This window comes from Aquabacterium olei (assembly GCF_003100395.1).
In the GTDB taxonomy this organism is placed as follows: Bacteria; Pseudomonadota; Gammaproteobacteria; order Burkholderiales; family Burkholderiaceae_C; genus Aquabacterium; species Aquabacterium olei.
In genome coordinates, this window is sequence record NZ_CP029210.1 from 2,756,440 (window position 1) to 2,771,115 (window position 14,676).

At 67.7% G+C, this 14,676-nt stretch carries 10 protein-coding genes; 3 read left to right on the forward strand and 7 right to left on the reverse strand.

The features are described from left to right. Positions 1-3 precede the first annotated feature (3 nt). Positions 4-1,473 (reverse strand): exodeoxyribonuclease I, encoded by a 1,470-nt coding sequence (sbcB, locus tag DEH84_RS12360; RefSeq protein ID WP_109037117.1) that lies wholly within the window; start codon positions 1,471-1,473, stop codon positions 4-6. Positions 1,474-1,574: 101 nt separating this feature from the next. Beyond that, complete coding sequence (locus tag DEH84_RS12365; protein WP_109037118.1) at positions 1,575-2,696, reverse strand: beta-ketoacyl-ACP synthase III; 1,122 nt, start codon at positions 2,694-2,696, stop codon at positions 1,575-1,577. Positions 2,697-2,931: 235 nt separating this feature from the next. Between DEH84_RS12365 and DEH84_RS12370 the strand changes: the two genes are divergently transcribed. Further along, complete coding sequence (locus DEH84_RS12370) at positions 2,932-6,363, forward strand: PAS domain-containing hybrid sensor histidine kinase/response regulator family protein (protein WP_109037119.1); 3,432 nt, start codon at positions 2,932-2,934, stop codon at positions 6,361-6,363. 19 nt (positions 6,364-6,382) lie between these two features. On the opposite strand, the gene DEH84_RS12375 is transcribed toward DEH84_RS12370, so the two are convergent. Together DEH84_RS12375 and DEH84_RS12380 are read right to left on the reverse strand one after the other, a co-directional pair. Continuing rightward, entirely contained in the window at positions 6,383-7,099 is a 717-nt protein-coding gene (locus tag DEH84_RS12375; protein WP_109037120.1) for an RluA family pseudouridine synthase, read from the reverse strand. A 4-nt stretch (positions 7,100-7,103) separates the two neighbouring features. Continuing rightward, a complete protein-coding gene (locus tag DEH84_RS12380) occupies positions 7,104-8,132 on the reverse strand; it encodes a bile acid:sodium symporter family protein (RefSeq protein WP_109037121.1) in 1,029 nt (342 codons plus the stop codon). 159 nt (positions 8,133-8,291) lie between these two features. Between DEH84_RS12380 and acnA the strand changes: the two genes are divergently transcribed. After that, complete coding sequence (acnA, locus tag DEH84_RS12385; RefSeq protein ID WP_109037122.1) at positions 8,292-11,033, forward strand: aconitate hydratase AcnA; 2,742 nt, start codon at positions 8,292-8,294, stop codon at positions 11,031-11,033. A gap of 110 nt (positions 11,034-11,143) precedes the next feature. Continuing rightward, complete coding sequence (locus tag DEH84_RS12390) at positions 11,144-12,055, forward strand: esterase/lipase family protein (protein ID WP_109037123.1); 912 nt, start codon at positions 11,144-11,146, stop codon at positions 12,053-12,055. Positions 12,056-12,094: 39 nt separating this feature from the next. Here the strand turns inward: DEH84_RS12390 and DEH84_RS12395 are convergent, their stop codons facing one another. From DEH84_RS12395 to exaC, 3 genes are all read right to left on the reverse strand, one after another. After that, a complete protein-coding gene (locus DEH84_RS12395) occupies positions 12,095-12,454 on the reverse strand; it encodes an ArsC family reductase (protein WP_109037124.1) in 360 nt (119 codons plus the stop codon). A 61-nt stretch (positions 12,455-12,515) separates the two neighbouring features. After that, on the reverse strand, positions 12,516-12,914 hold the full coding sequence (locus DEH84_RS12400; RefSeq protein WP_245932579.1) for a DUF779 domain-containing protein: 399 nt from the start codon (positions 12,912-12,914) through the stop codon (positions 12,516-12,518). An 81-nt stretch (positions 12,915-12,995) separates the two neighbouring features. Next, positions 12,996-14,519, reverse strand: a complete 1,524-nt coding sequence (gene exaC, locus DEH84_RS12405; protein WP_109037125.1) for an acetaldehyde dehydrogenase ExaC — start codon at positions 14,517-14,519, stop codon at positions 12,996-12,998. Positions 14,520-14,676 lie beyond the last annotated feature (157 nt).

The window sequence follows — 14,676 nt, forward strand, 5'->3', positions numbered from 1 at the left end:
GGCTCAGGGCGCGATCTGCTCGGCGTACTCGTAGAGCAGGCCGAGGATTTCCTGGCCGCGCTCGTCGTCCTCGGGCAGTTGCTCGCCCAGCGCGTCGATGCGGTCGAAGAAGGCCTGCAGCGACATCCCACCCACTCCCTCGTGCAGCCGGGCCTGGCGCAGCGCCTGCCAGCGGGCCTGATCGGCCTCGTCGAGCGTGTCAGGAAAGTTGCGCGCGCGGTAGCGGAACAGCAACTCTTCCAGTCGCTCGTCGACAAAGCCAGGGCGCTTGTCGGCCAGCTGCTCGCCGCTCAGGCCGCGCAGGCGCTGCAGCACGCGGCGATCATCGTTGCCGACAAAGCCGCCGTACAGGTCTTCGTCCACGTCCGGCGTGGCCGCCTGGCGGGCATCGCGGTCGCGGCCGCCATACACCTCGGCCCAGATGCCGTCCATGCTGGCACCGTGCGCTGCAGCAACCTCTGCCCGCTGCAGCGCCTGCTCGATGTTCACACCCCAGCGCGCCGCCACCTCCGGCGTCAGCACCTTGAGGTTGCCGATCACCACGGGCGACTTGTTGATGTGCACGCCCTTGATGGGCAGGCGGGTCACGCCTTCGGGCAGGTCGTCGCGCCGCGTGAACAGGCGCAGGCGGATCTCTTCGGCACTCAGGCCGAACAGCTCGCTCGGATCGTGAGCCAGGTCCCAGCACAGGATTTCGTTCTTGTTGGTCGGGTGCTGGGCCAGCGGCCACACCAGCGCCATGAAGCCGCGCTCGGCACCGAACTGGCTGGTGATGTGCAGAAAGGGCTTCCACTGGCTGCGGGGCTTGTCGAGCCCGGCTTCGGCCAGCACGGCGTCCTTCTTGCGCAGCTTCAGACAGAAATCCCACAGGCGGGGCTGCCGGGTCTTGATCAGCCGCGCCACGGCGATGGTCGCGCGCACGTCGGACAGCGCATCGTGCGCGGCTTCGTGGGCCAGGCCATTGGCCGCCGTCAGGTGCTCGAGCTTGAACGAGGGGCGCCCGTCGTCGTAACGGGGCCATTCGATGCCCTCGGGGCGCAGTGCCCAGGTGGTGCGCACCAGGTCGATCAGGTCCCAGCGACCGCAGCCGTTCTGCCATTCGCGCGCATAGGGGTCGATGAGGTTGCGCCAGAAGAGGTGTCGCGTCACCTCGTCGTCGAAGCGGATGGTGTTGTAGCCGACGCCCACGGTGTGGGGCTCGGCCAGTTCGCGCTCGATGGCCTCGGCAAAGCGGTGCTCGGGCACGCCCTGCGCCAGGCAGGTCTGCGGCACGATGCCAGTCAGCAGACACGACTCGGGATCAGGCAGGTAGTCGGGCGCGGGCTGGCAGTACTGCATCAACGGAGCCCCGATCTCGTTGAGCTCGGCGTCGGTGCGGATGCCGGCGAACTGGGCCGGCCGGTCTCGACGCGGCACGCGGCCGAAGGTCTCGTAGTCGTGCCAGTAAAAGGTGTAGGAGGTGTCTGAAGACATGGGCGTCACGATACAGGAAGCCGAGGGCCACCCTGGGGGGGCTCAAAGACAAACGCCCGCTGCAGCGGGCGTTGTGGGCAGATGGGCGGCGCGCGGAGGGCTTACCGCTTGCGCAGCACCAGGCTGCCGACGGAATAGCCCGCGCCGAACGAGCAGATCACGCCCAGGTCCCCCGCCTTCAGGTCACCGCGATGCAGGTGGAAGGCAATGATGGAGCCGGCCGACGCGGTGTTGGCGTACTCGTCCAGAATCATCGGGGCCACGTCCTGCGTGGGCTCGGCGTTGATCAGCTTTCTGATGACCAGCTGGTTCATGCCCGAGTTGGCCTGGTGCAGCCAGTATCGGCGCACGTCGGTCGGCTGGATGTGCAGCTGGGTCAGTTGGCCTTCGATGTGGGCCGCGGCAACAGGCACCACTTCCTTGAACACCTTGCGGCCTTCCTGGCGGAAGGTCTTGTCGCGGGCAGTCGGGTCGCTGTCTTCGGCACGGTTCATGAAGCCGAAGTTGTTGCGGATGTTGTTGGAGAACTGCGTGGCCAGCTGCGAGCCCAGCACTTCCCACTGGTCCTTGGAGGTGGCGGTGTCGGCGCGCTCGACGATCACGGCGGTGCACACATCACCGAAGATGAAGTGGCAGTCGCGGTCCTTCCATTCCTGGTGGGCCGAGGTGATCTCGGGGTTGACCACCAGCACGCAGCTGGCCGAGCCCGAGCGCACGGCGTTGACGGCCTGCTCCAGCGCGAAGGTGGCGGCCGAGCAGGCCACGTTCATGTCGAAGCCATAGCCGCGGGCGCCGATGGCCTGCTGGATCTCGATGGCCATGGCCGGGTAGGCGCGCTGCATGTTGGCCGACGAGCAGATGACGGCGTCGATGTCCTTGCCCTCCTTGCCAGCGGCGGCCATGGCCTTCTTCGCGGCATCGACGGCGATCTCGGCCATCAGCGAGAGCTGGTCGTCCGGGCGCGGCTCGAAGCGCGGGTACATCCGGTTGATGTCGAGAATGCCTTCCTTCTCGATCACGTAGCGCTGCTTGATGCCCGAGGCCTTCTCGATGAACTCCACGCTCGAGGGCGACAGCGCCGTCAGCGTGCCGGCTTCGATCTCGGCGGCGTGCTCGGCGTTGTACTTGGCCACGTAGGCGTTGAAGGAGGCCACCAGCTCGGCGTTGGTGATGATGTTGGGCGGCTGGTAAAGACCGGTACCCGAGATGACGACAGCGCTCATCGAGGATGACTCCACAGGAAAACCTGCGATTTTGCCACCGATCCCCCGCTGGCCCCATGGGGCTTCGCCCTGAGGTGATGCGCGTCAACCCCCTTTCGGGGCGGGCACAGGGTGCTCCGCTTGCCCCGTGCTGGCGCCTCTGCTAGAACCAGGGGCATGGGGCTTGGGAGGGCGCGCGGTCCGTCCCCCGAGTACGGGCCTCGCGCCGGAGTGGTACCGCGTCACGGAGAACGGAATGGTTCGAGGGGCAGGCGGTTTGGTGGCCACGGTGTGGCGTCGCCCGGATGCACGGCGCTGGCTGACGGCGGCGCTGGTGTGGCTGCTGCTCGTGGTCGGCGCGTGCGCCGCTGTGGTGGCGTGGCGCATCGGCAGCCTGCGCGTCGAAACAGCCCAGGCCGCTGAACGGCGGCTGGGCTCGCTGGACGAGAACGTGGCCAACCAGTTCGCCTCGCTGACGGCGCTGGCCAAGGTGCTGTCGCGGCAACCCCAGATGGTCTCCTTCATGCAGGACACAGGTGGCCATGACAGTGTGCGCCTGAACCTGCCCGAGCGCCAGGCGCTGCAGCGCAGGCTGTCCACCAACCCGCAGGTTCGGGGCATGAGCGAACAGCTGGCGCAACTGGTGCGCGACTTCCAGATCAGCCAGGCCATGCTGCTGGACCCCTTCGGCACCGTGGTGGCCGACAGCGCCCTGACCGAGCAGCGGGGGGATGCCCTCGGGCTCAACGTTGCGAACCGCCCCTACTTCATCGACGCGATGGAGCGCGGGGAAGGGTTCCAGTTCATCCTCTTCCGGCTCAATCGGCAGCCAGGCTTCGTCATCGCCACGCGCGTCGGCGACAGCCAGGGCACGCACGGCGTGCTGATGCTGGTGACCAATCCGCAGCGCATGGCGCGTCTGTTTGCCTCCAGCACCAACGGCATCAACATGATGGTCAACACGCGCGGTGCGGTCGTCACCAGCAATGACCCCGCGCTCGAGCAGCGCCATGTCCCGCGCGGCGTGGTCGCCGAAGCGCGCACACCCGACGGTGAACCGGACGCCGCGCGTACACCGCAGCGCGCGCTGCCCTGGCAAACCAGCTCCATCCGGATTGCAGGCGAGCGCCATGCCATGCTCGACATCGAAGGCACACCGTACCTGGTGCGCACGCAGCCGCTGACAGGCTTCCCCTTCTCGTTGTGGGTGCTGGCCCCACTGGGGCAGGAGCGGTCGCTGGTGGCCGCGGGCACGGCCAGTGCCGTGGGGCTGGTGGCGCTGGGCTGGTTGACGATGTGGCTGCTGTGGCGCCGCCGCGAGCGCGCCGAGGTGGTGGAACAGGTCCGGCGCGAAACGCTGGAGATGACGCGCACCCTGCCCTTGACGCTGTTCCGCTATCGCGTGCAGCCGCAAGGGCGGGGGCACTTCAGCTACCTGGGGCCGGGTGTGAAGAACCTGTTCGGCGTGGACGAGGCCACGCTCAAGGCCCAGCCGGATCAGTGCTGGGCCCTGGCCGGCGTCGCCGGCGGGCGCCCGCCCACCGAGCCGGTCGAGTTCGCCATCGACCGCGACAACCAGCAGCACTGGATCAGCGTGAACAGCACGGCCGTGGAAGCCCCCGACGGCAGCGTCGTGTACGACGGCTACTGGCTCGATGTGACGGCGCGGCACCAGGCCGAGCATCGTTTCGAGGCCGCTTTCCAGCATGCGCCCACGGCCTACTTCTTCTTCCATCGCGAGCGCGGCATCCAGCGCTGCAATCCGGAGACTGCCAGGCTGTTCGGGGCCACGCGGGAAAGCGAGCTGATCGCCCTGCGTCCATGGGAATCCACGCTGAGCCCCGAGCACCAGGCCGACGGCCAGCCCAGCGCAGAGGTGGCGGCGCGGCTGCTGGAACGCTACCGCGACAATGCCGAGCCCATCCGCTTTCCGTGGCGGCACCGCAAGCTGGACGGTGAACTGCGCGAGTGCGAGGTCACGATGATCTGGCTTGGCCACGAAGACCGCGATCTCTACTTCGCGATTGCAGAGGACGTCACCGCGCGCCGTCTGACCGAAGAAGCCCTGCGCGAGGCCAGCGAATCCGCCCAGGCCACCAGCCGCGCGAAGTCGGCCTTTCTGGCCAACATGAGCCACGAGATCCGCACGCCGATGAACGCCATCATCGGCATGACGCACCTCGCCCTGCAGGCCGGCACGCCGGAGCAACTGCGAGGCTATGTGGGCAAGGCCCACCAGGCCGCCAACAGCCTGCTGCAGATCATCAACGACATCCTCGATGTCTCCAAGATCGAGGCGGGCCATCTGGAGCTGGAGGAGATCGACTTCCCCGTGCAGGACGTGCTGGACCAGGTGGCCGACATGCTGAGCCTGCAGGCCGAACGCAAGGGGCTGGAGCTGTTGTTCCACGTGCCGACCACCCTGCCCGCCCAACTGCGGGGCGACCCGACCCGGCTGCGGCAGGTGCTGGTCAACCTGGGCTCGAACGCCGTGAAGTTCACCGACCGGGGCAGCGTGGTGATCGGACTGGAGGTGGCACACCGGCATGACCACGAAGTGCGGCTGCATGGCTGGGTGCGCGACACCGGCATGGGCATGACACCCGAGCAGCAGGCGCGGCTCTTCCAGCCCTTCTCGCAAGGCGATGCCTCCAACACCCGCCGCTTTGGCGGCACGGGGCTGGGGCTCACGATCTCGCGCCAGCTCACCGAGCGCATGGGCGGGCAGCTGTGGGTCGAAAGCACGCTGCACCGGGGATCGACCTTCCACTTCAACGTGCGGCTGGGCCTGCCGCCCGACCCTGCGCCGATGGCGGTGCAGCGCGAGGCCTGGATCGGCAAGCGAATGCTGCTGGTGGACGACCACCCCGATGTGCACGAAGTGATCGGTCAGATGGCTTCGGAGCTGGGCCTGGTGGTGGAGCACGCCATGAATGGGGAAGACGCGCTGCGTCAGCTGGAAGCGAGTGCCGCGCCGTATGACTGGATCCTGATCGACTGGCACATGCCGGGCATGGATGGCGTCACGTGCGCCGGCCACGTGCTGGCCCGCTCGCTGGAGCGCTTTCCGCTGGTGGAGCCCTGTGTGCTGCTGGTCACCGCCTTCAACCGCGACGACGCGCTGAAAGCGGCCGAAGGCCTCGCGCTGGCCGACATCCTGATCAAGCCGGTCAGCCCCTCCACCCTGTTTGACAGCCTGTCCCGTTCGATCAGGCAGCCTGCCGGGAGCCTGGCACGGGTCGCCACGCCCCAGCACGCACTGTCGGCCACCGGGATGCCCGACAAGCCGCTGGACGGCCTGCGCATCCTGCTGGTGGAAGACCAGCTGCTCAATCAGGAGCTGGCGCGCGAGCTGCTGTCGCGGGCGGGCGCCGAAGTCGTGGTGGCCGAGGACGGCGAACAGAGCCTGGAGCGCATCGAGCGCGACGGCCCTTTCGACTGCGTGCTGATGGACTGCCAGATGCCCAGGATGGATGGCTACACGGCCACGCGCCACATCCGCGCAGATGCGCGCTGGGCCATGCTGCCGGTGATCGCGATGACGGCCAGCGCGCTGGCCACCGACCGCGAGGCGGCCCTCGATGCCGGCATGAACGACCACGTGAGCAAGCCGCTGGACGTGCAGCAGATGTTCAGCGTGATCCGCCGCTGGGTGGGCGTGGGCCAACGCCGGCCTGTCACGCCGTGATGGCCCCCAAAGGGATGGATCAGAACGGCGGCGGGCTCGTCCAGTGGAGCGGCCGCCCGGTCACAGGGTGATCCAGCGCGAGTGAGCGGGCGTGCAGCAGCAGCCGGGGCGCGGCCGCCTGGCTTTGGGGCGGGCCATAAAGCGGATCCCCCTGGATGGGATGCCCGAGCGCCAGCATGTGCACGCGCAACTGGTGCGAGCGCCCGGTGACAGGCTCGAGTTCAACGCGCGTGCAAGCCCGGCCCGCATCCCGCGACAGCACCCGCCAGCGTGTCAGCGCTGAGCGGCCGTGCTCGGTGTCCACCTTTTGCATGGGCCGCCAGTCCCAGTCGGTGCCCAGCGGCAGGCCCACCTCGCCGGCATCACCCAGCTCGGCGGAAAGCACGCCGTGCAGCACCGCTTCGTAGCGCTTGCTCACCACCCTGGCCCGAAAGGCGGCGCTCAAGGCCGCCTGCGCAGCCCCGCCGCGCCCGAACACCACCAGCCCGGACGTGGCCAGGTCCAGCCGATGCACCACGCCCGCATCGGGCCAGCATTGCTGGGCGCGATGCAGCAGGCAGTCCTGATGCGCCGTACCGCGCCCCGGCACCGTGAGCAGCCCGGCGGGCTTGTCCAGCACCAGCAGGCAAGCATCCTCGTAGACGGGCTGTAAAGGCCCGGCGGGCGGCGGTGCATAGACGATGGGCGGGCACAGCGACGGTGCGCTCGGCGGGGGCAGCCCGCGAAAACGACCCATGGATTCAGACCACCCGCTGCGTGCTGCGGGCCGCGTAGCGCCGGGCCATCACCGCGCACACGAACAACTGCAGCTGGTGGTACAGCATGATGGGCAGCACCAGCACGCCCATGGCCGCGCTGCCGCCGAACAGCAGCTTGGCCATCGGCATGCCCGAGGCCAGCGTCTTCTTCGAGCCGCAGAACACGGCGACGATCTCGTCTTCCACCGGCAGGCCCTGGCGCCGTGCCAGCCAGCGCGTCACCCACAGCATCGGCATCAGGAACAGCACCACCCCGACGGCGGCCTGCAGCAACAGGCCCACCCCGTGGCGCGACCACAGGCCATCGGCCACCGAATCACTGAACGCCGACCACACCAGCAGCACGATGACGCCCCGGTCGAACACGGTGGTGTAGCGCTTGATGCGCGCGAAGAACGTGCCCAGCACCGGCCGGAGCAGGTGGCCCGCAACGAACGGCAGCAGCAGCATCTGCGCCACCTTCAGCATGGTCGGACCGACCTCCATGCCGGCACCGGTGGCGCTCTGCCCGATCACCAGGCTGACGAGCAAGGGGGTGAGGAAGACGCCAAGCAGCGTCGAGAGCGTGGCGTTCAGCACCGCCGCGGCCACATGCCCGCGCGCCACGGCGGTCAGCGCGACCGACGACGACACCGTGGATGGCAACACCGCCAGGTAGAAGAAACCCATCAGCAGATCGTGCGGCACCCAGCGCCCCACCAGCAGCGCCAGCACGGCCCACCACAGCGGGAACAGCACATAGGTGCAGCCCTGCACCAGCAGATGCAGCTTCCAGCGCGTGGCGCCGGCTTTGAGGCTGTCGGTCGACAGGCCCATGCCGTGAAGAAAGAACAGCAGGAACACGCCGACGTCGGTCACCTGCCCCAGGTGCAGCGGCCCCTCGCTGCGCCCCCACTGTGGCGCAAACGAAGCAATGGCCACCGCAACGATCATGGCCGCCAGAAACCAGTCGATGACGCCCGACTGGCGAGCGCGGGCAGCACGGGGTGGACGCGAGGTGGGCAGGAACATGACAACAAAACCGGCAAAACCCCGAGCCTATCGCAGTTGCAGGCCGGGCCGCTGGACAGACAGGCACGCTGCCTGCCCAATGGTTCCAGGCGGGTCCGGCACACCGCGGCCGTGTCACGCGCCCGAGACGCCCACCATCCACTTCACACAGGAGCCGCCATGGCCGCCACCAAGCCAGCAGTGCCCACCAGCGCCGCCCACCCGTTTGCCACGCTGCGGAAGCCGTTCCAGACGGCGTCCGGCCGCAGTCTGAGCTTTTTCTCGCTGCCCGAGCTGGCCTGCAAGCACGCCAATGTGAACAAGCTGCCCGTGTCGCTGCGCATCGTGCTGGAAGCCGTGCTGCGGCAATGCGACGGCCAGAAGGTCACGCCCGAGCACGTCTTCCAGCTCGCCAACTGGCAGCCCAACGCCGCGCGCGTCGAAGAGATCCCCTTCGTGGTGGCCCGGGTGGTGCTGCAGGATTTCACCGGCGTGCCGCTGCTGGCCGACCTGGCCGCCATGCGCAACGTGGCGGCCGACCAGGGCCAGGACCCGAAACGCATCGAGCCCCTCGTACCCGTCGACCTGGTGGTGGACCACTCGGTGATGATCGACCATTACGGCAGCCCCCAGGCACTCGACCTCAACATGCGGATCGAGTTCGAGCGCAACGCCGAGCGCTACCGTTTCATGAAGTGGGGCATGCAGGCCTTCGACACCTTCCGCGTGGTGCCCCCGGGCTTCGGCATCGTGCATCAGGTGAACCTGGAATACCTGGCGCGGGGTGTGCATGTGGGCGCCGATGGCGTGGCCTACCCCGACACGCTCGTGGGCACCGACAGCCACACCACGATGATCAACGGCATCGGCGTGGTGGGCTGGGGGGTCGGCGGCATCGAGGCCGAAGCCGCCATGCTGGGCCAGCCGGTGTACTTCCTGACGCCCGATGTGGTGGGCTTCGAGCTGACCGGCCAGCTGCGTGAAGGCGTGACGGCCACCGACCTGGTGCTGACCGTGACCGAGATGCTGCGCAAGGAAAAGGTGGTCGGCAAGTTCGTGGAGTTCTGCGGCGAGGGCACCGCCTCGCTCGCCATTCCCGACCGGGCGACCATCGCCAACATGGCGCCCGAGTACGGCGCCACCATGGGCTTCTTCCCGGTCGACGAGCAGACGCTGGCCTACTTCCGCGGTACCGGCCGCACCGAAGAAGAGATCGAGGCCTTCGAGGCCTACTTCCGTGCCCAGGGGCTGTTCGGCATCCCGAAGGCCGGCGAGCTGCATTACTCCAGCACCGTGCGGCTCGACCTGTCGACCGTGACACCCTCGGTGGCCGGCCCCAAGCGCCCGCAGGACCGCATCGAGCTGGGCCAGCTGGCGAGCACCTTCCAGGCCCTGTATGCGCGGCCCACGGCCGAGAACGGCTTCAACCAGCCGGCCGAGAAGCTGGGGCAGACCTTCACCACCACTTCGGACCTGCCCCTGCACAACGGCGACGTGCTGATTGCCGCCATCACCTCCTGCACCAACACATCGAATCCGGGTGTGCTGCTGGCGGCCGGCCTGCTGGCGAAGAAGGCCGTGGAGGCGGGCCTGAAGGTGCCTCAGCACATCAAGACCTCGCTGGCGCCCGGCTCGCGCATCGTCACCGAGTACCTGACCAAGGCCGGGCTGCTGCCCTACCTCGAGCAACTGGGCTTTCACGTGGCCGCCTACGGTTGCACCACCTGCATCGGCAACGCCGGCGACCTGGCCACCGACGTCAACGCCACCATCGTCGAGAACGACCTTGTGTGCGCGGCCGTGCTCTCGGGCAACCGCAACTTCGAAGCGCGCATCCATCCCAACATCAAGGCCAACTTCCTGGCCAGCCCGCCGCTGGTGGTGGCCTACGCCATCGCCGGCAACGTGACGCGCGACCTGCTGACCGAGCCGCTGGGCCAGTCGGACGACGGCCGGGCCATCCACCTGCGCGACATCTGGCCGAGCTCGGAGGAGGTCAACGCGCTGATGCACCACGCGATGAATGGCGACGCCTTCCGTGCGAACTACGCGCAGGTGCGCAGCAACCCCGGCGCCTTGTGGAGCGACATCGAGAGCAGCAGCGGCCAGGTCTACACCTGGCCCGAGAGCTCCTACATCGCCCGGCCGCCCTTCTTCGATGGCTTCCAGACCACGCCGCCCGAGCGGGTGCACGACGTGCAGGGCGCACGCATCATGGCGCTGTTCGGCGACTCCATCACCACCGACCACATCTCGCCCGCGGGCAGCATCAAGCCGTCATCCCCGGCGGGGCAGTATCTGGTGGCCCACGGCATCCAGCCGGTCGACTTCAACAGCTACGGCTCGCGCCGCGGCCACCACGAGGTGATGATGCGCGGCACGTTTGCCAACGTCCGCATCAAGAACCTGATGCTGCCTGCGCGCGACGACGGCAGCCGCGAAGAAGGCGGCTGGACGCTGTTCCAGCCGGGCGGCGAACGCCTGACCATCTACGACGCGGCCATGCGCTACATCGCGGCCGGCACGCCCACCGTGATCTTCGGTGGCGAGGAATACGGCACCGGCTCCAGCCGGGACTGGGCCGCCAAGGGCACCCAGCTGCTGGGCATCAAGGCCGTGATCGCCCGCAGCTTCGAGCGCATCCACCGCGCCAACCTGGTCGGTATGGGCGTGCTGCCGCTGCAGTTCATGGGCAAGGATTCGTGGCAGTCGCTCGGCCTGACGGGCAGCGAACGCATCGACATCGAGCTGGGTGCGACCATCGAACCGCAGGCCGAGGTCACGCTGCGCATCACCCGCGACAACGGGCAGACGGACACGGTGCCGGTGCGCCTGCGCATCGACACGCCCATCGAGGTCAGCTACCACCAGCACGGCGGCATCCTGCCCTATGTGCTGCGGCAACTGCTGGCAGCCGGATGAGCACCGTGGCTGGCGGGGATTGAACCCGGGCCTCCCCGACGAGGGGCAGACACATTCGACACGTCGCGTTAGATTGTTATGCACCGCAACCAAATCGGGAGACCTGCATCATGCGTTTGCTCCGCACCCTGCTGCTGGCGGCCGCCGGCAGCCTGCTTGCCCTCACCGCCACCACGGGCCATGCCGCGCCCGTCACATCGGCCACCGAGGCCGCCACACGCCACCCCATCGTGCTGGTGCACGGCTTCATGGGGTTCAAGGAGATCCTCGGGGTCGACTACTTCTACCAGGTGCCCGATCTGCTGCGCCGCCACGGCGCCAAGGTCTACGTCGCCGCCGTGTCCGAAGTGAACTCGAGCAGCGTGCGCGGCGAACAGTTGCTGCAGCAGATGAAGCAGTGGGCCGCGCGCGATGGGATCAGCAAGTTCAACCTGATCGGACACAGCCAGGGCGGCCCCACCAGCCGCTATGTGGCTGGCGTCGCGCCCGACATGGTCGCCAGCGTGACCACCATCGGCAGCCCCACCATCGTCACACCCCAGCAGGACGCCGAAAGCAACATTGCCAACGGCCTGCGCACCTACGGCTCGTGGGTCGAATTTGCCGGCACGGTCGTGGCCTGGCTCTCGGGCCAGCCGCAACTGCCGCAGGACGCGGCGGCGCTCACGCTGAAGCAGGAGTTGGACGACTTCGCCCGACGCTTTCCGGCAGGTCTGCCGGCCACTTACTGCGGCAACGGCGCCCCGGTCGTCCACGGCATCCGCTATTACTCGGCCACCGGCACGGGGGTGAAGACGAACGCCTGGGACATCTCTGACCTGGCAATGCAGCAGCTTTCGGAGCCGAGCGACGGTGCGATCGTGGCCTGCACGGCGCGCCTCGGCCAGGTCATCCGCGCCGACTACCCCTGGAACCACATCGACGAGATGAACCACGTCTTCGGGCTGATCGGCCGTGGCGCGCCGGACCCGGCCCAGTTCTATCTGACGCACGCCAACCGCCTGAAGACAGCCGGGCTGTGATGCGCGGGGTTGCGCCGGCCCCGTTCAATCCATCGGTGTTCAGAGCGCCGCGGCCACCGCCTGCGCACGCGCCTCATCGAAGCCGACGGCCAGCACGCGGCCGTCCAGCTCGATCACGGGCCGCTTGATCACGCTGGCCTGCGTCAGCATCACGGCCTTGGCACTGGCGGCGTCGGTCACGCCCTCGCGTGTGGCCTCATCCAGCTTGCGCCAGGTCGTGCCCTGGCGGTTCAGCAGCTTCTCCCAGCCAGCGGCCGCGATCCAGGCGTCCAGCCGCTCGGCGGGCACGCCCAGCTTCTTGTAGTCGTGGAAGGTGTAGGCCGCGCCCTGCTCTTCCAGCCAGGCGCGGGCTTTCTTGACGGTGCTGCAGTTGGGGATGCCGTAAACAATCAGGCTCATGGTCGGTTCAGAAAGCAGAAAACACGGCCTGAACTGTCGCACAGCCGACCGGCCCTGCCGTTCAGCGGGCCTTCGTGGCCGCCTCCTGGGCTTCAAGCTGGTGCCACTCTTCGTCGGTCCACAGCCGCGTGCGGCTCACGAAATGATGGCCGTCCGCGTCTTCCAGCGAGAACGTCCCCAGGCTGCCCGGCGCCACATCCAGCGTCAGCTGCGAGCCCAGCAGGTACTCGCACTGCGAGCGACTCACGTGAAACGGCACGCCGCCCACCTCGCCCAGCTGCACGTCGTCGGGCATCAGCGTCATGTCGCCCTCGGCGTAGCACATCGGTGAGCTGCCCTCACAGCACCCCCCAGCCTGGTAAAAGAAGATCGCCCCGTGGCGCTGCCTCAGCTGCTGCACCAGCGCCAGGGCGGCGTCGGTGGCGGTCACGCGGTGAATCATGCGGTGCTCGCTTTCCATGTCGGGTGTGAAAAGAAAAAAGGGGGCGACCGAAGCCGCCCCCAAACGCTGTCACTGAACGAACTCAAAAAACCCCGGGGATCAGAAGAAACCCAGCTTGTTGGGGTTGTAGGACACCAGCAGGTTCTTGGTCTGCTGATAGTGGTCCAGCATCATCTTGTGGGTTTCACGGCCGATGCCCGACTCCTTGTAGCCGCCGAAGGCGGCGTGCGCGGGGTAGGCGTGGTAGCAGTTGGTCCACACGCGGCCAGCCTGGATGGCGCGGCCCATGCGGAAGGCGCGGTTGCCGTCACGGCTCCACACGCCAGCGCCCAGACCGTAGACGGTGTCGTTGGCGATCTGCAGGGCTTCCTCTTCCGTCTTGAAGGTCGTCACGGCCAGCACCGGGCCGAAGATTTCTTCACGGAAGATGCGCATGTTGTTGTGGCCCTTGAACAGGGTCGGCTTCACGTAGTAGCCGTCGGCCAGATCGCCACCCAGCTGGGCGCGCTCGCCACCGATCAGCACTTCGGCGCCTTCCTGCTTGCCCACTTCCAGGTACGACAGGATCTTGTCCAGCTGCATCTGCGATGCCTGGGCACCCATCATCGTGTCGGTGTCCAGCGGGCTGCCTTGCTTGATGGCGGCCACGCGCTTGATGGCGCGCTCGATGAAGCGGTCGTAGATCGATTCCTGGATCAGCGCACGCGACGGGCAGGTGCAGACCTCACCCTGGTTGAAGGCGAACAGCACCAGACCTTCGATGGCCTTGTCCAGGAAGGCGTCGTCTTCGGCCATCACGTCTTCGAAGAACACGTTCGGGCTCTTGCCGCCGAGTTCCAGCGTGGCGGGGATCAGGTTGCCGGCAGCAGCCTGGGCAATGACCTTGCCGGTGGCGGTCGAACCGGTGAAGGCGATCTTGTTGATGCGCTTGCTCGAGGCCAGCGGCATGCCGGCTTCGCGGCCGAAACCGTTGACGATGTTCAGCACGCCCGGGGGCAGCAGGTCGGCGATCAGCTCGGCGAAGACCAGGATCGAGATCGGGGTCGACTCGGCGGGCTTGAGCACCACGCAGTTGCCAGCGCCCAGGGCCGGGGCCAGCTTCCAGGCGGCCATCAGCAGCGGGAAGTTCCAGGGGATGATCTGGCCGACGACGCCCAGCGGCTCGTGGAAGTGGTAGGCGACGGTGTTGCCGTCGATTTCGGAGATGGCGCCTTCCTGGGCACGCAGGCAGCCTGCGAAGTAACGGAAGTGGTCGGCCGACAGCGGGATGTCCGCGTTCAGCGTTTCACGCATCGGCTTGCCGTTGTCGACGGTTTCGGCGTAGGCCAGCTTTTCCAGGTTCTGCTCGATGCGGTCGGCGATCTTCAGCAGGATGTTCGAACGCTCGGTGGGCGAGGTGGCGGCCCACTTGTCCTTGGCGGCGTGCGCGGCGTCCAGCGCCAGCTCGACGTCGGCCTCGGTCGAGCGCGCAGCCTGGGTGTAGACCTTGCCGCTGATCGGGGTGATCACGTCGAAGTACTGGCCACCCACCGGCGCCACGAACTTGCCGTTGATGAAGTTGTCGTAACGGGGCTTGAACGCAACGGGTGCGCCAGCGGCGCCGGGTGCAGCGTAAACAGTCATGGGGGTCTCCTTCAGAGGTCTGCCGGGTATGTCAGCGGTTGAGCTTGTGAGTCGCCTCGGCCTGCGGGTGTCACAGGTGTCGGCTTCCGGGGCCAATAAGGGCATGGCCCGTGCCAACGCGGGTTTCCACCGAGATTCCATCCCCCTGCGGGCCCGC

What these genes read in the sequence shown, in the direction of transcription:
- sbcB (WP_109037117.1), bottom strand. Translation starts at nt 1,473, where the DNA reads ATGTCTTCAGACACCTCCTACACCTTTTACTGGCACGACTACGAGACC.
- DEH84_RS12365 (WP_109037118.1), bottom strand. Translation starts at nt 2,696, where the DNA reads ATGAGCGCTGTCGTCATCTCGGGTACCGGTCTTTACCAGCCGCCCAAC.
- DEH84_RS12370 (WP_109037119.1), top strand. Translation starts at nt 2,932, where the DNA reads ATGGTTCGAGGGGCAGGCGGTTTGGTGGCCACGGTGTGGCGTCGCCCG.
- DEH84_RS12375 (WP_109037120.1), bottom strand. Translation starts at nt 7,099, where the DNA reads ATGGGTCGTTTTCGCGGGCTGCCCCCGCCGAGCGCACCGTCGCTGTGC.
- DEH84_RS12380 (WP_109037121.1), bottom strand. Translation starts at nt 8,132, where the DNA reads ATGTTCCTGCCCACCTCGCGTCCACCCCGTGCTGCCCGCGCTCGCCAG.
- acnA (WP_109037122.1), top strand. Translation starts at nt 8,292, where the DNA reads ATGGCCGCCACCAAGCCAGCAGTGCCCACCAGCGCCGCCCACCCGTTT.
- DEH84_RS12390 (WP_109037123.1), top strand. Translation starts at nt 11,144, where the DNA reads ATGCGTTTGCTCCGCACCCTGCTGCTGGCGGCCGCCGGCAGCCTGCTT.
- DEH84_RS12395 (WP_109037124.1), bottom strand. Translation starts at nt 12,454, where the DNA reads ATGAGCCTGATTGTTTACGGCATCCCCAACTGCAGCACCGTCAAGAAA.
- DEH84_RS12400 (WP_245932579.1), bottom strand. Translation starts at nt 12,914, where the DNA reads ATGGAAAGCGAGCACCGCATGATTCACCGCGTGACCGCCACCGACGCC.
- exaC (WP_109037125.1), bottom strand. Translation starts at nt 14,519, where the DNA reads ATGACTGTTTACGCTGCACCCGGCGCCGCTGGCGCACCCGTTGCGTTC.